The organism is Azospirillum sp. B4, from assembly GCF_000333275.1.
GTDB lineage: Bacteria > Pseudomonadota > Alphaproteobacteria > Azospirillales > Azospirillaceae > Nitrospirillum.
Genome location: NZ_BACU01000261.1, coordinates 1 through 20,291, shown reverse-complemented (window position 1 = coordinate 20,291; position 20,291 = coordinate 1). Strand labels below are relative to the sequence as shown.

At 68.9% G+C, this 20,291-nt stretch carries 20 protein-coding genes; 12 read left to right on the top strand and 8 right to left on the bottom strand.

Annotated elements, in window-relative coordinates:
* Complete coding sequence (locus tag I55_RS11165; protein WP_044560621.1) at window positions 1-2,850, top strand: winged helix-turn-helix domain-containing protein; 2,850 nt, start codon at window positions 1-3, stop codon at window positions 2,848-2,850.
* Window positions 2,851-2,855: 5 nt separating this feature from the next.
* Here I55_RS11165 and I55_RS11160 read toward each other — a convergent pair whose 3' ends face one another.
* From I55_RS11160 to I55_RS11150, 3 genes are all read right to left on the bottom strand, one after another.
* Entirely contained in the window at window positions 2,856-4,124 is a 1,269-nt protein-coding gene (locus I55_RS11160) for an MFS transporter (protein WP_252181109.1), read from the bottom strand.
* 205 nt (window positions 4,125-4,329) lie between these two features.
* Window positions 4,330-5,079: an SDR family oxidoreductase gene (locus I55_RS11155; RefSeq protein ID WP_044560650.1), complete on the bottom strand. Its 750-nt coding sequence runs from the start codon at window positions 5,077-5,079 to the stop codon at window positions 4,330-4,332.
* A 137-nt stretch (window positions 5,080-5,216) separates the two neighbouring features.
* Window positions 5,217-6,113 carry a LysR family transcriptional regulator gene (locus tag I55_RS11150; protein WP_044560649.1) on the bottom strand — a complete coding sequence of 299 codons (897 nt, stop codon included), beginning with the start codon at window positions 6,111-6,113 and terminating at the stop codon, window positions 5,217-5,219.
* 106 nt (window positions 6,114-6,219) lie between these two features.
* Between I55_RS11150 and I55_RS11145 the strand changes: the two genes are divergently transcribed.
* The 3 genes from I55_RS11145 to I55_RS11135 are packed head-to-tail and all read left to right on the top strand — an operon-like array spanning window position 6,220 to window position 8,205.
* Entirely contained in the window at window positions 6,220-6,789 is a 570-nt protein-coding gene (locus I55_RS11145) for an ester cyclase (RefSeq protein WP_044560619.1), read from the top strand.
* A 14-nt stretch (window positions 6,790-6,803) separates the two neighbouring features.
* Complete coding sequence (locus I55_RS11140; RefSeq protein ID WP_044560618.1) at window positions 6,804-7,811, top strand: polysaccharide deacetylase family protein; 1,008 nt, start codon at window positions 6,804-6,806, stop codon at window positions 7,809-7,811.
* 13 nt (window positions 7,812-7,824) lie between these two features.
* Entirely contained in the window at window positions 7,825-8,205 is a 381-nt protein-coding gene (locus I55_RS11135; protein ID WP_044560617.1) for a glyoxalase, read from the top strand.
* Between the two features lie 55 nt (window positions 8,206-8,260).
* On the opposite strand, the gene I55_RS11130 is transcribed toward I55_RS11135, so the two are convergent.
* Window positions 8,261-9,019 carry a glutathione S-transferase family protein gene (locus tag I55_RS11130; protein ID WP_044560616.1) on the bottom strand — a complete coding sequence of 253 codons (759 nt, stop codon included), beginning with the start codon at window positions 9,017-9,019 and terminating at the stop codon, window positions 8,261-8,263.
* 126 nt (window positions 9,020-9,145) lie between these two features.
* Between I55_RS11130 and I55_RS37730 the strand changes: the two genes are divergently transcribed.
* Entirely contained in the window at window positions 9,146-9,619 is a 474-nt protein-coding gene (locus I55_RS37730; protein ID WP_199902552.1) for a YafY family protein, read from the top strand.
* Window positions 9,558-9,893 (top strand): YafY family protein, encoded by a 336-nt coding sequence (locus tag I55_RS37725; RefSeq protein WP_199902551.1) that lies wholly within the window; start codon window positions 9,558-9,560, stop codon window positions 9,891-9,893. Before I55_RS37730 ends, I55_RS37725 begins: the two co-directional genes overlap by 62 nt.
* On the opposite strand, the gene I55_RS32965 is transcribed toward I55_RS37725, so the two are convergent.
* Window positions 9,868-10,641 carry a class I SAM-dependent methyltransferase gene (locus tag I55_RS32965; protein WP_159107164.1) on the bottom strand — a complete coding sequence of 258 codons (774 nt, stop codon included), beginning with the start codon at window positions 10,639-10,641 and terminating at the stop codon, window positions 9,868-9,870. The genes I55_RS37725 and I55_RS32965 overlap by 26 nt on opposite strands.
* A 449-nt stretch (window positions 10,642-11,090) precedes the next feature.
* On the opposite strand from I55_RS32965, the gene I55_RS33855 reads away from it, so the two are divergent.
* Window positions 11,091-11,627, top strand: a complete 537-nt coding sequence (locus I55_RS33855; RefSeq protein ID WP_064742487.1) for a MarR family winged helix-turn-helix transcriptional regulator — start codon at window positions 11,091-11,093, stop codon at window positions 11,625-11,627.
* The gene (locus I55_RS11110) at window positions 11,627-12,904 is read left to right on the top strand and encodes a serine hydrolase (protein ID WP_044560615.1); all 1,278 of its coding nucleotides are present in this window, start codon (window positions 11,627-11,629) and stop codon (window positions 12,902-12,904) included. Before I55_RS33855 ends, I55_RS11110 begins: the two co-directional genes overlap by 1 nt.
* Before the next feature lie 4 nt (window positions 12,905-12,908).
* Here I55_RS11110 and I55_RS11105 read toward each other — a convergent pair whose 3' ends face one another.
* Window positions 12,909-14,018, bottom strand: a complete 1,110-nt coding sequence (locus tag I55_RS11105; protein WP_044560614.1) for a winged helix DNA-binding domain-containing protein — start codon at window positions 14,016-14,018, stop codon at window positions 12,909-12,911.
* Window positions 14,019-14,216: 198 nt separating this feature from the next.
* Between I55_RS11105 and I55_RS11100 the strand changes: the two genes are divergently transcribed.
* The 3 genes from I55_RS11100 (at window position 14,217) to I55_RS11090 (ending at window position 17,590) form a co-directional block, all read left to right on the top strand.
* A complete protein-coding gene (locus I55_RS11100) occupies window positions 14,217-14,771 on the top strand; it encodes a thioredoxin family protein (RefSeq protein ID WP_044560613.1) in 555 nt (184 codons plus the stop codon).
* Window positions 14,772-14,907: 136 nt separating this feature from the next.
* Complete coding sequence (locus tag I55_RS32960) at window positions 14,908-16,929, top strand: ATP-binding protein (protein WP_049974024.1); 2,022 nt, start codon at window positions 14,908-14,910, stop codon at window positions 16,927-16,929.
* Window positions 16,916-17,590 carry a response regulator transcription factor gene (locus I55_RS11090; protein ID WP_044560612.1) on the top strand — a complete coding sequence of 225 codons (675 nt, stop codon included), beginning with the start codon at window positions 16,916-16,918 and terminating at the stop codon, window positions 17,588-17,590. Before I55_RS32960 ends, I55_RS11090 begins: the two co-directional genes overlap by 14 nt.
* On the opposite strand, the gene I55_RS11085 is transcribed toward I55_RS11090, so the two are convergent.
* Both I55_RS11085 and I55_RS11080 read right to left on the bottom strand, forming a co-directional pair.
* Window positions 17,548-18,174, bottom strand: a complete 627-nt coding sequence (locus I55_RS11085; protein ID WP_148293676.1) for a winged helix-turn-helix domain-containing protein — start codon at window positions 18,172-18,174, stop codon at window positions 17,548-17,550. The genes I55_RS11090 and I55_RS11085 overlap by 43 nt on opposite strands.
* A 369-nt stretch (window positions 18,175-18,543) precedes the next feature.
* Window positions 18,544-19,161, bottom strand: coding sequence for a winged helix-turn-helix domain-containing protein (locus I55_RS11080; RefSeq protein WP_083901016.1), 618 nt, complete (start codon window positions 19,159-19,161; stop codon window positions 18,544-18,546).
* A gap of 200 nt (window positions 19,162-19,361) precedes the next feature.
* Here I55_RS11080 and I55_RS11075 point away from each other — a divergent pair.
* Window positions 19,362-20,291, top strand: a 930-nt coding sequence (locus tag I55_RS11075) for a TonB-dependent receptor plug domain-containing protein (RefSeq protein WP_252181108.1), incomplete at its 3' end; no start/stop codon positions are given.

The window sequence follows — 20,291 nt, the reverse complement described above, 5'->3', positions numbered from 1 at the left end:
GTGGAGGGGGCTGAAGCGATCGATGCCACGACCTACTGCTTCGGCACCTGCCGGTTCACACCAGCCCGGCAGTCCCTGCTGTGCGGCGATGTCCCGGTCCGCGTCGGGTCGCGCGCCATGGACTTGCTTCACGCGCTGGTGCGCCGGCCAGGAGAGGTCGTCGAGAAGGATGAGCTCTTCCATGCGGCATGGCCCAACCTGTTCGTCGTGGAGAGCAACCTCAAGGTCAACATCGCCGCCCTGCGCCGTGCATTGCGGGCCAACGGCGTTGATGTCCCCTGCATAGCGACGGTGCCGGGCCGGGGATATCGCTTCGTCGCACCGCTGTCGGTGCTCGGGCCGCGGGAGCCGGTGCTGCCCCCATCGATCAAGGGGATCGACGGGGCGCTGCCGCCGGCAAAGCCGTTGGTCGGGCGCGCTGGCGCGCTGGCGGAGATCGTCGAGGCGATGCGCCAGACGCGGCTGCTCACGATTGTCGGCCCCGCCGGCGTCGGCAAGACGAGCATCGCCATCGCGGCGGCAAGGCACATCGGCGATGCCGGGGGGCAGGCCGTGTGCTTCGTCGACTTGGCCGCGATCGGGAACGGACAGCTTGTCACCCTGGCCATCGCCCGCGCGCTTGGGATCGACAGCAAGCCGATCGACGCGCTGGACGGCCTGGTTGACGCGTTGCGCGACCAGGACCGGCTTCTGGTCCTGGACAATTGCGAACATGTCCTGGCGACCGTGGCCGGCATAACGGACCATCTGAACCACGCGTTGCACCGGCTGAGTATCATAGCGACCAGCCGCGAGCCGCTGAGATGCCGGCTCGAGACGGTCCATCGGCTTCCCCCCCTCCGCTGCCCGCCCGAGGACGCGGTTCTGGACGCGGGGTCGGCGATGGCCTATTCGGCGATCGAATTGCTGGTTCGACGCGCCGGGGCGCACGGTTATAGGCTGAAGAACGCGGACGTCCCCGCGCTTGCCGCGCTCAGCCGCCGTCTCGATGGCATCGCGCTGGCGATCGAACTGGCGGCACCCCGGTTGCCGGCCCATGGCCCGGCAGCACTGCTGCGCATGCTGGAGTGTGACTTCGAAGCGCTGGCCTCGCCTGGGGATGGCGCGTCCCGGCACAGGACGCTGACGGCGACGCTCAACTGGAGCTACGGCCTGCTTTCCGGGAATGAGGCCCGGCTGCTGCGCCATCTTTCCGTTTTCGGCGGCACGTTCGCGCTGGACGATGTCATCGACGCCTTCGGTCACCTGGCGACCGACGACGACATCATCGCGTGGCTGGAAGCCCTGGCGGTCAAATCCATGGTGTCGGTCAGCTATGCCGATCGGCGCCGCCGTTACCGCTTGCTTGACAGCACCCGAACCTTCGCCGGCGAACGGCTGATCGAGCGGGGGGAGCAACAGGCCGCGATGATCGCCTATGGCCGCTTCATCCTCGCGCTGTTCGAAAGGGCGGAGGCGGACTGGACATGGCGGCCGCGTGAAGACTGGACCGCGCTCTATGGCGGGTGGAGCGCCGACCTTCGCCGCATGATCGACTGGGCCTACGACACGGAAGGGCAAGCCGAACTTGGGGTGAGGCTGACCGTCGCCGCCCTGCCGTTCTGGGTGGAATTCTCCACGATGATGGAAAGCGGGGCGCGCGTTGAAACGGCGCTGTCCGTGCTGGACGGACTGTCCGGTGACCATCTGCTGCTGCGTATGAAGCTGGTGGCGGCGCACGGCTGGAATCTCTGCTACCGCTATCCTTTCGATGAGAAACTCGAAGCGACCTGGATCAGGGGCTACGAGTTCGCCTTGGAAGCGGGAAGCGTGGAGCACTGCCTCCGCACCAAGGTCGGCCTGGCGAATGTCCAGTGCGCCATGGGCTTTCATCAAAGGGCGGTGGAGACGATAGCCGACCTTCGCCGCTTCATGGCGGCCGTGAACGATTATTCCGCAGCCCCCAATGCCGACCGGCAAATGCTCATGTGCGAATTCTACCAGGGGAACATCACATCGGGGCACGCGGGTCTTGAGCGTTTGGCGCGCGAGCATGCGACGTTCGGCAATCGAGGCCAGACCTCACGGTTCCAGATCGACAGGTTCGTCAATTTCAGAAATCACCTTTCATTGTCCACCTGGGTCGTGGGCCAGCATCGGAGGTCGCTTGACGTCGCGGAGGAGGCGCTCAACGCCGCGCTGGCTTTGGACCATGACCTGTCCTGTGCGCATTCGCTGGCCCTCGCCGCCACGCCCATAGCGCTGCTATGCGGCCGGGTTGATTTGGCGCAGGCGAGGGCGACCATGCTGTTCGAGCGCCTGAAGACGCGCCAGATTGAAACCTGGCGGCCTTTCGCCCGCTTTCACCAGGCGGCGATCGACGCCGCGCGCGGGGATGGGGCGGCGGTCCAGCGGTTGAGGGACGCGATCGCCACCATTCGCGAATGCAACCACCTTATCCATTTGCCCCTGCGGTATGTGATGCTCGCCCACGCGGCGCTTTCGCACGACCAGGTCGCGGTCGCCCGGGAGAGCATCGATGACGGCCTGACCTACTGCCGGCAGCGCGGAGACCGGTGGTGCGACGCCGAATTCCTGCATCTTCAAGGCTTGATGCGCTGGCGGGACGGGGATGCGGACGGCGCGATGCGGCACCTTGAGGAAGCCGTGGACCTGGGTCGTGAGAGGGGCGCCCTCGGCTTCGCGCTGCGCGCGGCGACGAGCCGCGTCAGGCTTGCGACGGAGATCGGCGACCCCGCGCGGCCCCTGGCGGAACTGAAGGACATCTGCGATCGCTGCGACAGCGGTGGCAGCGCGGATATCGCCGCCGCGCATGCGGCACTCATGTCAGTCCAGACCCGGACGATATGAACAACTCAACTTTCCGCCACGGACGCCGAAGCGGGCGAAGCCGACCGCGCCGCTATCAGGAGCAAGGCCGGCACCACGGAAACGACCCCGACCGCCACCAGCGCATACTGAAGGGCATGGCCGGCGCCGGACATCAGCCCGGCGACGCCAGGCACCAGGGTCGGCCCCACCGCTATGCCGATGAGCGCCGTGGTCGTGATCGACAACGCCACCGTCGTCGCCCGCATGTTGCCTGGAACATGTTCCTGCATCGTGACACGGCCCACGACGGAGCCGCTCACCGACCCGGCAACCCATATCGCGAACGCCAGGCCTATCTGGAGGCTTGAAGAACCAAGGCCGATCAGGACGGCGCCACAGAGCGCGACCCCATAACTTCCCAGGATCAGATTCGCGCGTGTCGAGACGCCGTGGCGCCGCGCGCTCCAATCGACCAGCATCCCGCCGGCGATCGAACCGATCACGCCAGGCAGCGCGGTCGCGATACCGATCGTGGCACCCGCCGCGGCAGGTGTCGCAGCGTAATGCCGCATCAGCAGGGTCGGCAGCCATGCCGCCATGCCATAGTCGCCCAGGCTCATCACCCCTTTCGCAAGGCAAAGGCGCGGCACCAGGCAGCGCTCGGCCCGCAGATTGCGCAGGAACAGGGGCAGGGCGGGCGGGGCGGGCCTGTGACCGTGAGCCGGTTCCCTGATGAGCAGCAACAGGGGCACAAAGAAGAAGCCAGGGATCCCCATGAGGATCATCAACTGGCGCCAGGGTGCCAGCGAGGCGATGACCGGCAAGGCGGCGGTGCTGGTCTGCAGATAGCCAAGCACCGCACCACCCACGATCAATGCGATGCCGCTTCCGCTGGTCGAGCCGAGCGAGAATATTCCGAGGGCGGTGCCGCGCCGCGCCGCTGAGAAGCCGTCGATGATGAGTGAGGACGCCGCCGGTATCAGGGCCGCTTCGCCGAAGCCCAGGAATACCCGCGCGACGAAAAAGCCCCGGAAACCTTCGGAAATTCCACAGGCTATCGTGCCGAAGGACCAGACGATGACGCCGGCGGCGATCAGCCTTGGTCGATTCAGCCGGTCCGCAAGCCTTCCGGCGGGCAGGGCCGCCACCGCGAATATCAGGGCGAAACCAGCGCCCTGAAGCAAGCTGACCTCCACATCGCTAAGCCCCAGCTCAGCACGTATGGGATCTACGACCAGGTTGATCACGAAGCGATCGATGAACGACAGTATCAGGGTCAGGCATAGGACGGCGACCGTGTAGCTTCCCAGCATGGGACCGGATTCCTCCCGGCTCGGCACCGATAGGTCGAGATCGTTCAGCCGGTTCCCCATCCGCCCCTCGTTCCAACGATGGTCGTCGCACGGATCAGCCTATCAAAGCCGGCGACACGGATAAAACATCCGCTGACGCCCGTGCGCGCGGCACGAAACGGCGGCGCCCCTGGGACGCCGCCGCTGCCGTTTCAGGCCATAAGCCTCACAGCGTGCTCATGCCGCCATCGATGACCAACTCACTGCCCACGGTAAAGCGCGACTCGTCCGACGCCAGGAACACCACGTACTTGGCGACTTCCGACGGCTCGCCGAAGCGGCCGGCGGGGATCTGCGCCAGGATGCCGGCGGCCATGGCCTTCAGGTCGGCCTCGGCCAGGCCCAGCTTGCCATACAGCGGGGTGGAGATGGGGCCGGGGCTGACGGCGTTCACCCGCACGCCCCGGCCGATCAGCTCACCCGACAGCGTGCGGGCCAGGGAGATCAGCGCCGCCTTGGTGGCGGCATAGACGCTGGAGTTGGGCATGCCGATGTGGGCGTTGATCGAGGTGTTCAGGATGATGGACGCCGGATTGGCCAGCAGGGGCAGCAGGGCCTGGATCAGGAAGTAGGGGCCCTTCACGTTCACCGCGAACGACCGGTCGAAACCGGCCTCGTCCCACGCCTCCACCGGGCGGAAATCGGCCACGCCGGCGTTGATGAAGACGGCGTCCAAGGTGCCGAAGGCCTGGCGCACCTGGTCAGCGATCGCCTTCTGGCCGGCCACGTCGCCGGCGTCCGCCTGGATGACCAGGGCCTGGGGCCCCAGCAGATCACGGGCCTGGGCCACACTGGCGGCACTGCTGCCGGTGAGGGCGACGCGCGCACCCTCATAGATGAACTGGCGGGCCGTTTCCAGGCCGATGCCGCTGGTGCCGCCGGTGATCAGGGCGGTCTTGTTCGCGAGACGGGTCATGATACGCATCCTTGTTCTGAGGGGTCGACAGGGACTTCTGAGCGTCATCGCCGGTCCCGATGCCCTTAGGAATACGCTTCAGGTATTGCCGCAGAAATGGCCATGAACTGGCAATATCATTCCGCTTTCATGAATGATCATGCCCGGGCCAAAGGTGGCGTCAGCCGGCGCAGCCGGTCGGCCAGGAAATCCACGCACAGCCGCACCTTGGCCGCGGCGTGACGGCTGTGCGGGTAGACAGCGTGCAAGGGGGCCGCCGGCAGCGGCAGGTGCGGCAGGACCACCTCCAGCACGCCCGCCTCGATATCCGCGTGCACATCCCAGATGGACTTCAGCACCAGGCCCGCGCCGGCGCGCGCCCAGGCATGGGCCTGGTCACCGTCATTGCTGCTGAGGGGCCCGCGCACCCGCACGCCGCGCCCGTCGGCGAAGGTCCACTGGTCGGGTGGCGGGTCGCCGTACAGCAGGCAGTCGTGGCCCAGCAGATCCTCCATCACCCGCGGCCGCCCCCGACGGTCCAGGTAGGCGGGGGCGCCACAGATGACGCGGACGTTGGGCGCCAGTTGGCGGGCGATCAGGCTGCTGTCCGCCAGGGCGCCGAAGCGGATGGCCAGGTCGAAGCCGTTGTCGATGATATTGAACAGGGTGTCGGCGGCGTGCAGGTGGACCTGCAGGCCCGGATGCAGCGCCTGGAATTCCCGCAGCAGCGGCGCCAGGTGGCGGCTGAAGGCCACGGTGGCGGTCAGGCGCAGCAGGCCGCTGGCGGTGTGCCGGCCCTTGGTCGCCTCCATCTCCGCCTCCTCCACCTCCGCCAGGATGCGGACGCAGCGGGCGTGAAAGGCGGCCCCCTCCTCCGTCAGAGCCAGGGTGCGGGTGGTGCGGTTCAGCAGGCGCACGCCCAGCCGCTCCTCCAGCCCGCTGATGCGGCGGCTGACCACGGCTAGCGACTGCCGCAGGTCGCGCGCCGCGGCGGACAGGCTGCCCGCCTCCACCACACGGACAAAGGTCGCCATATCGGAAAAGGTGTCGGCCATATTCTTGTGAATATCACAATATACCTTGCCGAATAAGAACCATTCTTGCGGATATATAAAGCGCATACCGTCAGGTCATCGAATCCACCCCTGATGGAGCGCGCAAATGTTGTCCTCCTCCCTGGTCCCCGGCACCATCCTCGCCCTGGCGCTGTCCACAGCCGCCCCGATGGCATCCGCCGACACCCTGGCCCGGTCCACCCTGGCCCAGCCCCCTTTGGTGGACCCTGGGCACATCACCGTCGACGCCAGCCTGCCCAGGGCGCGGGCCGACGCTGAAATCCTGGCCGCCCGCCGCTATGCCACATTCTGGTCCACGGGTGAGGAAGGCCTGGCCCGCGCCGCCCTGGCACCGGACTTCCACGACCGCACCCTGCCGCCGGGCCGCGCCCAGGGGCTGCCGGGGCCGCTGGCGGCCTCCGCCTTCGTGCGGGCCGCCATCCCCGACCTGACCGCCAGCATCGAACAACTGGTGGTGGCGGGGGACAGGGTGACCGTGCACCTGCGCTTCCAGGGCCATTTCACCGGCCATTTCGGTGAGGTGCCGGGCAAGGGCCAGACGGTCGATTTCATCGCCACCGACCTCTACCGCGTCCAGGACGGCCGCATCGCCGAGAACTGGCACATCGAAGACAACCTGACCCTGCTGCGCCAGTTGGGCGTGGTGGCCCCGTGAAGGAGCGACCTGTCATGACCATCGAAATCGCCGCCAGCCGCCGCGGCTTCCTGACTCATGCCGGCGCTGGCGCCGGTCTGCTGGCCGCCAGCATGGCCTTGGGCGGGACCGCCGCCAGCGCCGCCCCCGCCACCCAGACCCAAGCCCCGGTCCCCCAGCCGACAAAGGGTGGCTTCTGGCCCGGCGACACCCGCCTGGTCATCAGCGTCTCCATGCAGTTCGAGGCCGGGGGCCAGCCGCCGAAGGGCACGGACAGCCCCTTCCCCAAGGTGGACTTTCCCGACAGCGTGCCCAGTGACGTCACCACCAACACCTGGTTCGCCTATGGCTACCGCGAGGGCATTCCCCGCATGCTGGACCTGTGGGACAAGCACGGCGTCAAGGTCACCTCGCACATGATCGGCGAGGCGGCGCGCAAGAACCCGGAATTGGCGCGGGAGATCGTGAAGCGTGGCCATGAGGCCGCTGGCCACGGGCCGCGCTGGAGTTCCCAGTACGCCATGAGCCAGGAGGAGGAACGGCGGTTCCTGACGGACGCCCGCAGCATGGTGGCGGAGGTCACGGGCCAGCCGCCCGTCGGCTACAACGCCAACTGGCTGCGCCGGGGACCCAACACCCTGCCGCTGCTGCAGGAGCTGGGCTACCTCTACCACATCGACGACCTCAGCCGGGATGAGCCCTTCATCGAACAGGTGAACGGCCATGACTTCGTGGTCGTGCCCTACACCCTGCGCAACAACGACATCGTGCTGATCGAGGGCCGCAATTACACCCCGACCCAGTTCCTGGAACAGGTCACCCTGGATTTCGACCAGCTGTATGAGGAGGCGGGCCACCGCCGCCGCATGATGTCCATCAGCGCCCACGACCGCATCAGCGGCACGCCGCAGATGGTACGGGCGTGGGACAAATTCCTGACCTACGCCAGGAGCCATCCCGGCGTGACCTTCATGCGCAAGGATGAGATCGCCCGTTTCGCCGCCAGCAGCCCGCTGACCGTGCGCGAAGCCGAGACCATCTGAGGGGGGCGCCGCCATGACCCGGCTGGACCACGCCACCCTGCGCACCGCCGACCTGGAGGGCACGCGCGCCTTCCTGGAAGCGGTGCTGGACCTGAAACCCGGTTACCGCCCGCCCTTCGGCTTCCCCGGCTATTGGCTGTATGCGGAGGAGGGGCCCATCGTCCACCTGATCCCCGGATCGGGCGCGGCGTTGGACCGGGCGGGAGAGGTGCTGGACCACGTCGCCTTCCGCCTGTCGGACCATGCCGCCATGCGGGCCAGGCTGGAGCGGATGGCCATCGCCTACTCCACCATGGACCTGCCCGACCTGGGTGAGCGGCGGCTGTTCGTGCGCACGCCCCCCAGCGCGGGCGGCGGCGCCATCCTCCTGGAACTGGTGTTCCGGGAAGGATAGGCGAACGGCGGGCGCCCCTTCCCCTCAAATTGGGGGGCGCCCGTTTCCGTCATCCTCACGCCGCCGCGACCGCCGGCGCCCACGCGAAGTCCGGATAGAACTGCGCCATCAGTCGGGCGGTGTAGGCCAGCAGGTTGGGATACTTCAGCACCCGCCGGCGCACCTCCGTATCGAAGTGGGGCGTCAGCAGGCTGGCCAGAACGCCCAGCGCCGTGGCGTCCACCGCCGTGGCCTTGTTCCCCATGAGATAGGGCTGGTCACCCAGCAGCAGGGACAGGGCGGACAGGGAGCGGTCGCAGAGATCCGCGATCTCCGCATCCGAATGACGCCCGGGGCCGGCGGCGCGCACATTGTTGGTCACCCGTTCCAGCACCTGCTGGCGCAGGGTGTCCCGCATCGCTTCCGGCACCCGCTCGAAGAACTGGGCGGGGCCCTTGGCGAAATTCTCCGGGATCAGCCAGCGGCTGTAGACCACGGTCCAGTACAGCTGGTTTTCCAGCAGGCGCTCGATGGTCCAGGACAGGGCCCGCTGCTGGGGCGTGAGGCCGGCGTCCAGGTCCACGCCGTAGGTCTTCTCGATATGGCTGCGGATGAAGGTGCTGTCGCCCAGGCGGGTGCCGTCATCCTCGATATACGGGATCTGCCCCTTGGGGCCCTGGTCGGGCATGCCCTGCGCCTTCACATAGGGCACGCCGGCCATCTTCAGCTGCACCTCCGCCTTGATGCAGAAGGGACTGGCGTCGGGCAGGCCGAACAGGGCGCCGCCGGTGTAGAGGGTGATGGGCTGGCTGGGGTTGCTCTGGGTGGCGGTCATGGCGGTTTTCCTCGGGGGCGGCGGCCTGGGGGTGATGGCCTGGGGGGTGACGGCTTGTCGATGGCCCCGTTCTACTGCCATCCTGCTGCCAACATGCTGTCAGCAGCGTGAACCCAGGATGCCCCCGTGAGACGCGCCGACCGCCTGTTCCAGATCATCCAGATCCTGCGCCGCACGCGCCGTCCCCTGACGGCCGACGCCATCGCGGCGGAGCTGGAGACGTCCAGGCGTACCGTCTATCGCGACATCGCCGACCTGATGGCCCAGCGGGTGCCCATCCGGGGGGAGGCCGGCATCGGTTATGTGCTGGATGAGGGGTACGACCTGCCACCCCTGATGCTGACCCCGGATGAGATCGAGGCCGCCGTGCTGGGCGCGCAATGGGTCAGCACTCAGGGGGACCCACCCTGGCGCGTGCCGCCCAGGATCTGGTCGCCAAAATCGCCGCCGCGTGGCCCGACGCCTGGGCCCCTATGTGCTGGAGCCGGCGACGCGCATGCGCCCCCGTTTGCCGGCCGCCACGCGGACGGGCCTGAACATGGCCCGCACCGGCGCCTGGATTCACACCGGCCGCAAGATCCGCCTGAGTTATGCCGATGAGCTGGCCGGCCCCAGCGACCGCATCGTCTGGCCCGTCACCATCGCCTATTTCCAGACCGTGCGACTGCTGGTGGCCTGGTGCGAGTTGCGCCAGGACTTCCGCCATTTCCGCGCCGACCGGGTGACGGCGGCCGACTTCCTGGATGAGCGCTATCCCGACCGTCCCGCCATCCTGCGTGACCGTTGGCTGCGGGGAATGGAGGCCCACATCCAGCGGCGGCAGGCCGAAGGTGCCGCCGGACCACCGCTCAGGGCTGATGGTCCAGCAGGCTGACCAGATAGAAGGGGCGGCGGCTTTCCCGCACCAGGTGGAAGCGCGGGGACCAGGCGAAGGCCTCATGGATGCGCCGCGACAGCCGCGACTCCGGATCGGCGGCGAAGAAGTAATGGTTGGCCAGCAGGCAAACACCCCCGGGCGCCAGCAAGTCAGCCACCCGCGCCGCCACCCCCTTCAACAGGGCGGGCGTGATGGGTGGCGGCAGGTAGTAGAGCGTGTCCGCGATCACCACCAGGTCGAACCGGCCATCCAGGTCGCGTGGCAGGTCCAGGACGTCGCCCTGGCGGAAACTGACGTTGGCGTGGGCGGCGGCACGCGCGGCCGCCCGGTCCACCGCCGCCTGGGCGATATCCATCCCGACCACGGCGTCGGCGCGGGCCGCCAGCCTGGTGCTGAGCAACCCCAGGCCGCAGCCCAGATCCAGCGCGCGGCCGAACCGGCGGCCCGGAGGCAGACAGTCGACGATGCGGTCATACTTCCAGCCCTGGTACCGGTAGCGTCCACTGCCCGATGCCCACGGGTCGTCGAAGGTGCCGTAGGCGTTTTCGAACGCGGCGCGCTGGCCGACCTCACCCCGCCAGCGGCCGATGGCGCCATCCGCCTTGGCGCTGCGCAGGAACAGGCCGATGTCGGCCGGCGCCATGAAGCGGGCGCGGCGCCACCGGGCGCGCAACCCACGTTCCACCGGCTGCGAAGCCACCCTTCCGCTAGCGGCGCCGTTGGCGGTTTCGGGAAGGGCCACCATGGTCGTTTCTCCCAGGCGGCCAGAAGGAAAGCCGGTCGCCATCTTGAATTGGAAAGGCCTACAACGGGCCCGGATGATGGCCGGCAGCAAATCCCAAGCTAAGTCTTGGGATTAAAATACCAGGGTATGCGATGCGATGCCGCGCACCCGACATCCTTGCGCTTATGTTGTATGCAAAAGGACATATTTCTCCCGGCCAATCAACAGCGATGCGCGATCGCGACCAATTGCCACGGCGACACTCCCTTCCCGTCTCCGATTTGTCCAAAAATTCGCCGCACCGCAACAAATCCCAATCTTTTGTTTTACTTGACCGCTTCCAGGCAGGGCCTTTCGTCGTTTGGAGACGATCATCCCGGTAGTTGAGAAGGGTGCCTTACCACAAATATCGCTGATCTCGGCGAAAACCGGCGTTGACCCTGGCAAGATGCTAAGCCATAGCTTGGTATATGAGCGACCAAGACGACACCTTCACGGCGGCGCTGGAAACGGCGCGGCGTCTGCACCGCAGCACCACGGCCCTGTCCCGGCGCCTGCTGACCGAGCGGCCGGTGGAGGGCATGAGCACGACCAAGCTGGGCGTGCTGGGCAAGCTGCACCGCGAGGGGACGGCCACCGCCACGGCGCTGGCCGCCTATCTGCGCGTCCAGCCACAGTCGCTGACCCGCCTGCTGGCCGACCTGGAAGAACACGGCCACATCACCCGCGGGCCCGACGCCCAGGACCGTCGCCAGGTGCGTATCGAGATCACCGACGCCGGTCGCCACGCCCTGTTCGGCGACGTGCACGGCCGCCGCACGGCCCTGGCCCGCGCCATGCTGGCCACCCTGACGCCAACGGAGCGGGAATTGCTGCGCCTGGCCGCCGGGCTGATGGACAGACTGGCCGACGCCGACTTGAGCCCGTCCAACTTGGGCCCCTCCAACCTGGATCCGCCCAACCTGGGTCCCAATCCCGACCAGCCACCCAAAGAAGGGGATGCCTGATGCACCGTACCGGATTCATCGCCGCCACCCTGGTGGCATCGCTGCTGGCGGCGGCCCCCCTGCTGACGGGCATGGCCGGCGCCCAGATCTTCGAGCCCGGCGGCCCCGACGCCGCCGCCTATGGCCAGGCGGAGGGCTATCCCGCCGGCACCTGGGACAATTGGTATGAGAAACCCCACATGGTCTGGGGCTACAGCCACTACGACAGCATGGTCAAGACCCACACCCTGCCGCCTGCCGCCCGGCCCTGGGCCTTCAAGCGGGCGGCGGCGGAGCCGGCCATCCACTACGTCCCCGACATCACCCACGTGAAGGAGGGGCCGGTGCTGGGGCTGGCGGACTATATGGCACGGGTGCCCGCCACCGGCCTGCTGATCCTGAAGGACGACACCATCCTGGTGGAGCGCTACCAGTACGGCCGCACGGACAAGGACCGCTTCGTCTCCCAGTCCATGGCCAAGACCCTGGTCAGCCTGCTGCTGGGCGCCGCCATCGCCGACGGCCGCGTCAAGGGCATCGCCGACGCGGCGGAAACCTACGTACCCACCCTGAAAGGCAGCCCCTATGGCCAGACGCCGCTGAAGGCCTTGCTGCAGATGTCGTCCGGGGTGGCGTTCGAGGACGCGGCTGCCCCCGGGGACCTGTTCCACGACATCCACAGCGGCGTGGACGAGGGCACCGCCCTGGCCAAGTACACCCAGCGCACGGCCCCCGCCGGCAGCCATTTCCAATATTCCTGCGGTGACAGCGAGACACTGGCCACCGTGGTGCGCCGGGCCACGGGCCAGTCCCTGTCCGACTACCTGGCCGCTAAGGTCTGGCAGCCCATGGGGGCGGAGGCCGAGGCCAAGTGGGAGGTGGACGCCAGCGGCCAGGAGATCGGCTGTTCGGGCTTCAACGCCACGCTGCGCGATTATGGCCGGCTGGGCCGCCTGCTGGCCCACGATGGCGCGTGGGAGGGCAAGCAGCTTCTGCCCAAGGACTGGCTGCTGGCCGCCACGACCCTGGACCCGGCCGACGCCCAGGTGGCGGCGGGCACCGCCTCCCGCCTCTATGGCTACGGCTACCAGGTCTGGATCCTGCCGCCCAAGGTCAGCCCCGACGGCCGCCGGCTGTTCGCGCTGCAAGGGGCCGGGGGACAGTTCATCTTTGTCGATCCCAAGACCAAGCTGGTCATGGTCCAGACCTCCGTCAAAGCCGACGGCGTGCCCCTGACCAGCCCGCATTCCGAAACCCTGGCCCTGTGGCTGGCCGTCATCCGCGAGTGGGACAAATAGGGAGTTATGAGGCGGCGAAGATGACCGCCACCGTCGGCGCGTCCGGCTCCAGGAAGCGCAGCAGCGCCTCACCCTCCTCCCGCAGGGCCGCCTCGTCCGCCTTGGCCAGGGGGATGAAGGGCTCCAGCGCCAGGGTGGCCAGCTTGGCCTTGCGCGTCGTCTTCCAGATGCCGGCGACCATGCCGTCCACCAGGAAGGTGGCGGCGACGTGCAGGTTCTTGGCGACGATGCGGGGACGCCAGGCCTCGTCCACGATGCGGGTGCGGTCGGCGTGGGCCAGGACCAGGTTGTCGAAGGCGGGGATGTACCGCACCGGGGCCGGCGTTTCCGGCGGTGGGCGCGGGGCGTCCGGCAGGTCCCACAGCGCCTTGCCGCCCTCATCCCGCAACACCACCAGTTCCGGCGCCATGGAGTCGAGCACCGGCTTCAGGCCCTTCAGCCCGCACCAGGCCTGCATGTCGGCGGCGGTGGCGGGGCCGAAGGCGGCCAGGTAGCGGCGCGCCAGGTCCTGCAGGTCACCCTGCAGGTCCACCGGCGCCTCCAGCCATTCCTCCGCCGCCACATATTCCGGATCGTTGGCCACCCCCCAGGGGCTGTCGTCCGGCGCCGTCACCAGCGGCAGGTGGCAGCGCACGGCGTGGCCCATGGCGCGGTCGTCCGCCTCGTCCGGGAAGGCTTTCGCCAGGTGGGCGCGCAGGTCGGTGAAGGTGTGCGGCAGTGACATGAAGGGCCGGGCCACGGCGGTGATGGGCAGCGGGTCCATGTGCCGGGTGCGCTCTCCCAGGCCGAAAAAGGCCGCCGTCAGCATGGGCTGCACCAGCCCGCGCCAGGCGGTGTAGTCGCGGGCGCTGACCAGATGCTGGGTCCCGCGCAGCAGGGTAGCCCGCACCAGGTGGCGATCGCGCAGGGCGGCCAGCAATTCCTCCCGCCCGAACCCCAGCAGGCGGCTCCACAAGCCGATGAAGGGCGGGCGGGGTTCCTGGGCCTGCATGCCGGCCAGCGCCTCCACCGCCGCCACCACGCCGGCGGCATGGCGTGACAGCAGCATCTGCCGGGCCAGCAGGGCGCGGTTCAGGGCCGCGCGGCTCATGACCTTGTTATCTACATTGGTCATTGTGGTAATTCTCCCGGCCGCGTCATTCATTATTCTGTAAATGCCGATCCGTCATGCGGCGAATGATGGGAATAGGTCCCTGGCGGGGCTTTCCCCAAGCCCCATATCAGGCATAATGATCCCAATCCGCGTCCAGTACATGCGCGTCCAGTACATGCTTGGAAAAACGCGACCATCCGATATGCCCAGGAGCCTGCGATGACCTTCCGCGCCACCTTCTCCGCCCTGGGCGTCGCCGCCCTGATGGCCCTGCCCGCCGCCCTGGCCGCCACCCCGGTTCTGGCCCAGGTGACCGCCCCGCAGGTGGGCAATGTGGAGCTGAAGCAGCCCCTGCCCTACCCCTATGATGAGCAGATCGACAACGCCGCCGTGAACGCCCAGGTGGACGCCGCCCTGGCCAAGGCGAAGAAGGAGCACAAGCGTGTGCTGTTGGACTTCGGCGGCAACTGGTGCGGCGACTGCCGCGTGCTGGCCGGCCTGGTCGAACTGCCGGAGGTGCACAGCTTCCTGGACAAGAACTTCGTCATGGTGACGGTGGATGTGGGCCGCTACACCAAGAACATGGACGTGCCCGCCCGGTTCGGCGTGCCCAAGTTCAAGGGCGTCCCCACCGTGCTGGTGGTGGAGGGCGACGGAACCCTGGTGAACGGCGACGCCAGCTTCGACCTGACCGACGCCCGCCACATGGAGCCGCAGGCCGTGGTCGACTGGCTGGCCAAGTGGGCCAAGCCGGCGAAGACGGCGTCTCGGTAAGGATGACGGCGAAGACGGCGTCCAAGTAAAGGCTGCCTTGGCGCCGACGCGCTGGGCGCCGTCACAAGACCGTAACGCAAGGGCCCTATCACAGGGGATGAAGGAGCCGCCTTCGTACCACCCGTGATGGGGCCTTTTGCTGTCCACCCTTCCCTTTAGCCGCTGGCCTTGGGTGCTGCTGGCGCTGTACCCGCTGGCGGGCCTGCTGGACCCGCTGCTGGTCTCGGCCGCGCCCGGCTGGGCGCCGTGGAACGTGCGCGCCGGCGTCGGCTTGGCGCTGGTCATGCTATGGGGTGGGCGGCGCCTGCCCTGGCTTTTGCTGGCGGCCGCCGCCGGCCTGGCCCTGCGCGCGGCCTTGGGCGGACACCCGTTTACCCCCCAGACCCTGATCCCCACCCTGGCGGAGCCGCTGATCTTCGCCGTGCCGGCCCTGCTGCTGGCCCGCCACCTGCGCCGCGATGGAGAGGGATATGTGCTGGAGGACGCAGACGGCGTCATGCGGCTGCTGGTCCTGGCCATGGGTGGGGCGCTAGGGCAGAGCCTGCTGTTGCTGGCCCTGGCCCGGGGGCTGCCGGCCTGGCCGCTGGCGGGGTGGACGCTGACCGGATGGGACGGGCGCGCCATGCTGGCCGACCCGCTGACCGTGGCCCTGCAGCACTGGGTGGGCGACATGGCGGGTGTGGCCGTGGCGGCCCCGTTGGCCCTGATGGCGCCACGCCTGTGGCGCCGCCTGGATGGCCGCCTGCTGTGGCGTCCCCAGATCCTGGGCCAGGTGGCCGGCATCTGCCTGTCGGTGGCGGTGATCTTCCCCCGGGTGGTGGGGTCGCGCTTCTACCCCGTGTTCATCCCGCTGGTATGGGTGGCGGCCGGCAGCGGCCTGCCCGGCGCGGTGCTGGCGCTGGCCGCCCTGGAAACGGGCCTCAGCCTGGGCATCGCTCTGTGCGACATCCAGCCCTACCAGGCCCTGAAACTGCAAATCCTGATGCTGTCGCTGGCCATGACCGGCTTGCTGCTGGGCGCCGTCATTTCCGAGCGCGAGCGGGTGCGGGCCGCCGCCGCCCAAGGGGAGGCGCGGCTGAAGACCCTGATCGAGCTGGCGCCGGACGGCATCATCATCCTGGCCGCCGACGGCCGGGTGGACCAGGTGAACCGCCTGGTGGCCAACCTGACGGGCGACAGCGCCGAGGCGCTGCGCGGCCGCCCCCTGGCGCAGCTGCTGCGCCGCCAGGGCGGTGAGGAATGGCTGGTCGGGCGTAGCGGCCGGCTGGTGCCGGTGGAATCCTCCCTTTCCATGGTCGAAGGGGCGATGGTGGCGGGCGCGGCGGAGGGCGGCGGGCCCCCCCTGGGCCCCCTGGGCGTGCTGACCATACGCGACATCTCCGCCCGCAAGCAGGCCGCCGCCGCCCTGGGCCAGCACCGCGCCGCCGCCGAACAGGCCAGCCGCAGCCATCTGACGGAAGAGCTGGCGGCGGCCCTGGCGCATGAGCTGAACCAGCCGCTGTCGGCCATCGTCAGCTACACCGGCGCCTGTCGCCGCATCCTGGAAAATGAGGGCAACGCCCGCGCCCTGGAGCTGATGGGCAAGGCGGCGGCGCAGGCCGAGCGGGCGGGCGCCATCATCCGCCACCTGCGGGAATTCTATCGCACCGGCCTGGTGGCCAGCGCCCCCGTCCGGGCGGAGGAGCTGGTGGCCGGGGTCGCCCGCCTGCTGGCGGATGAGGTGGCCAACGCGGGCGCCCGGCTGGACCAGGCGGTGGACGACGGCCTGGTGCTGACCATCGACCGGGTGCAGGTGGAGCAGGTGCTGATCAACCTGGTGCGCAACGCCCTGGACGCCCTGGCGGGCGCGGCCGGGGAGCGCCGTATCCTGATCGAGATGCGGGCCGCCGACGACGGGACCCGGGCCGAAATCCGCGTGGCCGACACCGGCCCCGGCATCGCGGCGGAGGTGGCGCCCCGCCTTTTCGCCCCCTTCACCACCACCCGGCGCACCGGCATGGGCCTGGGCCTCAGCATCAGCCGCGGCATCGTCGAGGCCCACGGCGGTCGCCTGCGGGCCGGCGACGGCGCCCTGGGTGGCGCCGCCTTCTCCTTTACCCTTCCCCTGGCCGCCGGAACATCCCCATCGTCGCAGGAGACGCCGAATGAAGCGGCCTGAGCTGACGCCCCCCGGATTGACGGTGGCCATCGTCGATGACGACGAGGCGGTGCGCGACGCGTTGAGCGCCCTGTTCCAGGCCGAGGGCTATCCGGTGGCCACATACGCTTCCGCCATCGGCTTCCTGGACGCCGGCGGCGACGGCGTGCCCGGCTGCGTCATCGCCGACATCAACATGCCGGGCATGACCGGGCTGGAGTTGCAGGCGGAACTGGCGCGCCGGGGCTGTCCCCTGCCCATGATCATCCTGACTGGCCAGGGCGACGTGCCCAAGGCGGTGACGGCGCTGAAGGCCGGGGCGGTGGACTTCATCGAGAAGCCCTTCGCCGTCGACGCCCTGGTGCACGCGGTGGAAACGGCCATGGACCGCAGCGGCCACACCCTGCGCCACCGGGCCGAATCCCAGGCGGCGCAAGGCCGGCTGAACAGCTTGAGCACACGCGAGCGGGAGGTCATGGATCTGCTGGTGGCCGGCCATCCCAACAAGGTCATCGCCTGGAAGCTGGGCATCAGCGCCCGCACGGTGGAGAACCACCGTGCCCGGATCATGGAGAAGACCGGCTGCGCCAACGTCCCCGCCCTGATCCACCTGTCCCTGGCAGCCCCTCAGGCCGTCTCTCAGGCTGCAAGGGTTTCCGGCGCGGCCGACAGCAGGCAATAGCCCACCCCGCGCAGGGTGTGCAGCAGGCGGGGCTGGCCCGCCCCGTCCAGGCGGCGGCGCAGGCGGGAGGCCAGGGCGTCCACGGCGTTGTCGGCCACGTCCAGGTCACCGGCCCACAGCCGGTCCAGGATGGCGCTGCGCGGCACCACCGCCCCCTCCGCCTGCAGCAGCAGGACCAGCAGCTGGAATTCGCGCGACGACAGCAGGATGTCGCGGCCGGCGCGGCGCACGCGGCGCTGGCGCAGGTCCACCGCCAGGTCGTCCAGGGCATAGGCCAGGCGCGGCCCCTGGCGCTTCAGCCGCAGCAGGGCCAGCAGGCGGTCCACCACCAGGTCGCCGGGCAGGCCGGCGTCCACCTGGTCGTCGGCGCCCAGGGCCAGGGCGCCCGTCCGGTCCCCCGTCCCGGCCGCCAGGGTCACCACCAGCGCGCCGGGGAAACCCTGGCGCGCCCGGGCGACACGGTCGCGCACCTGGCGCGCGTCATCGGGCAGCACCACCACGTCGGCCATGCGGGGCGTGCCCGGCAGCGCCGCCAGGGAATCGACCTGCCAGCCGCGTTCCCGCAACAGCCGAGACAGCCGCACGATACCAGGCGGGCCTAGCCGATGAGAAACGCGAGCATGGGGATCACCCGGGTGGAAGAACCATGGTGGCCACCCTAGGCACCATCCGCCAGCGCCGGTATCCGGTTTAATACCTAACGCACGTGGCCTTTAGAGCGGAACGCGATCAGGTGGAATCACCTGATCGTGTAGATCCGCTCTATCATGAACAGGTTACGAGCGGGATGCGATCACACGTGATCGCATCCCGCTCTAAGGCCCCCTCAATCGCCGGGCGCCGCCATCCGGCGGCTAGGCTTCCTCAGTTTTCAGTCCACTGCGTTCCCCGAAAACTTCCGGCGGACGCGGTCGCGTCCTACAACGGCATGAGCCAACAACTCATGCCCTTGGTCACCCCCCGAGCACATAGCCCCGCCGCCCCCGGGTGTGCAGCGGCACGGCGGCGCCCAGGGCCCGGCGCAGGCTGTGGATGTGGGCCGTCAGGCGGTCGGCCACACCAGGATCCTCCGGGGCCGCCCCCGGCCACAGCTGGGCGCGCAGCTCCGCCGCCGGCACCACCTGGCCCGCCCGTTCGGCCAACAGCAGCAGCAGGTCGAAGTCCAGGGGCGCCAGGGCAAGCGGCCGGCCCCGGCACAGCGCCACCCGCTGGCCGACATGCAGGGCCAGGTCGCCCACCCGCACGGCCCGGTCCGTTGGCGCCGCCAGGCGCGCCAGGGCCGACAGGGCGGCGGCCACCGCCTCCGCGCCCGTATGCAGGGGCAGCACCATGTGGGCGCCGGCGCGCAGCAGGGCGCGCTCTCCCGCCGGGTCCACATCGGTCAGGCAAAGGGTGGGGATCCCGCCAGTCACCACCAGGGCGGCGGCATCCGGGGTGACCAGCAGATGCGCGTCGGGCAGATGCGCGTCGGGCGGGGCGGCCGTCGTGACCTCCCACCCCTGGGCCGCCAGCTCCCGTATCAGGTCGCCGGTAGTCCCGTCCGGCGCGGTCAAGGCAAGGCGGCCTGTCATCGTCCCGTCATGTAAAGGTCAAATGAAATTCACAAGAAAAATGACGCCGCATAAGGCCTTATGCCGCCGCCGTGATCGGCGATACCTGAAATTCCCGTCAGGCTGCCGTCAAGATCCGCATCCCACCCCGACTGTACCAGCGCGGCACGCACCATTGCAAAGCGCCGTCCAAGGCGCCCGCGACGATCACGAAGGGGGACATGATGAAGAGGAAGCCGGGCCAAGCCCATCCGACACCGACATGGCTGATGGTGGGAGCGGCCGCCACCGCCCTGGCCCTGGGCGCCCACGCGGCCCGCGCCGCGGATGCGCCCGCCACCGATGCCGACGCCATCACCGAGATCGACGTGGTCGCCCAGGTCATGCGCGTGTCGCCGTCCAACGTGCCGCTGGACGCGCTGGAGCCCACCTCCATCGTTCCGGAAGGCTTCCTACGCGACAACATCGTCCCGCTGTCCAGCTTCGACGACATGGTGAAGTTCCAGCCCAGCGTCTACGCCCAAAGCCCCAACGGCCCCGGCCTGGGCAAGGCGGAAACGCTGAGCCTGCGCGGCTTCCAGGACAGCCAGTTCAACATCACCTTCGACGGCATTCCCTTCGGCGACGCCACCGACCTGCACCACACCAGCTCCGCCCTGTTCGTCGCCCATGACATGGGCCAGGCGGAAGTGGACCGCGGCCCAGGCACGGCCTCCACCATCGGCAAGGCCACCTTCGGCGGCACCTTGGGCTTCCGTTCCAAGACCCCGTCGGAAGACCCCGGCGTCACCGCCTACGGCACCTACGGCAGTTGGAACACCAAGGGCGTGGGCGGGGAGCTGGACGCCGGCCGCACCGTGCTGGGCCGCATGTTCTTCGACGTGCAGCGCACCACCTCCGACGGCTATCTGACCCACGCGTCGGAAGAGCGCACCAACTACTTCTTNCAGGACCAGCTGGACATCGGCGAGAAGACGGTGGTGACGCTGGCGGCCAGCAAGAACCATTCCTTCGAATACACGACGCAGGGCGCCACCCTGGCCGACATCGCCAAGTACGGCGACAATTATGGCCTGGGGAACAATCCGAAGCTGCAGTCCTATTACAAGTACCAGCCCAGCCGCTACAGCTCAGACTTCGAATACATCCGG

Excerpts from the sequence above, each read along its gene's own strand:
- I55_RS11150 (WP_044560649.1), bottom strand. The coding sequence starts at position 6,113 with ATGGCCGACACCTTTTCCGATATGGCGACCTTTGTCCGTGTGGTGGAG.
- I55_RS11080 (WP_083901016.1), bottom strand. The coding sequence starts at position 19,161 with ATGACAGGCCGCCTTGCCTTGACCGCGCCGGACGGGACTACCGGCGAC.
- I55_RS11100 (WP_044560613.1), top strand. The coding sequence starts at position 14,217 with ATGACCTTCCGCGCCACCTTCTCCGCCCTGGGCGTCGCCGCCCTGATG.
- I55_RS11160 (WP_252181109.1), bottom strand. The coding sequence starts at position 4,124 with ATGCTGGGAAGCTACACGGTCGCCGTCCTATGCCTGACCCTGATACTG.
- I55_RS11140 (WP_044560618.1), top strand. The coding sequence starts at position 6,804 with ATGACCATCGAAATCGCCGCCAGCCGCCGCGGCTTCCTGACTCATGCC.
- I55_RS37725 (WP_199902551.1), top strand. The coding sequence starts at position 9,558 with ATGGCCCGCACCGGCGCCTGGATTCACACCGGCCGCAAGATCCGCCTG.
- I55_RS11145 (WP_044560619.1), top strand. The coding sequence starts at position 6,220 with ATGTTGTCCTCCTCCCTGGTCCCCGGCACCATCCTCGCCCTGGCGCTG.
- I55_RS32965 (WP_159107164.1), bottom strand. The coding sequence starts at position 10,641 with ATGGTGGCCCTTCCCGAAACCGCCAACGGCGCCGCTAGCGGAAGGGTG.
- I55_RS11135 (WP_044560617.1), top strand. The coding sequence starts at position 7,825 with ATGACCCGGCTGGACCACGCCACCCTGCGCACCGCCGACCTGGAGGGC.
- I55_RS11130 (WP_044560616.1), bottom strand. The coding sequence starts at position 9,019 with ATGACCGCCACCCAGAGCAACCCCAGCCAGCCCATCACCCTCTACACC.
- I55_RS11155 (WP_044560650.1), bottom strand. The coding sequence starts at position 5,079 with ATGACCCGTCTCGCGAACAAGACCGCCCTGATCACCGGCGGCACCAGC.
- I55_RS11105 (WP_044560614.1), bottom strand. The coding sequence starts at position 14,018 with ATGACCAATGTAGATAACAAGGTCATGAGCCGCGCGGCCCTGAACCGC.
- I55_RS11110 (WP_044560615.1), top strand. The coding sequence starts at position 11,627 with ATGCACCGTACCGGATTCATCGCCGCCACCCTGGTGGCATCGCTGCTG.
- I55_RS11090 (WP_044560612.1), top strand. The coding sequence starts at position 16,916 with ATGAAGCGGCCTGAGCTGACGCCCCCCGGATTGACGGTGGCCATCGTC.
- I55_RS33855 (WP_064742487.1), top strand. The coding sequence starts at position 11,091 with ATGAGCGACCAAGACGACACCTTCACGGCGGCGCTGGAAACGGCGCGG.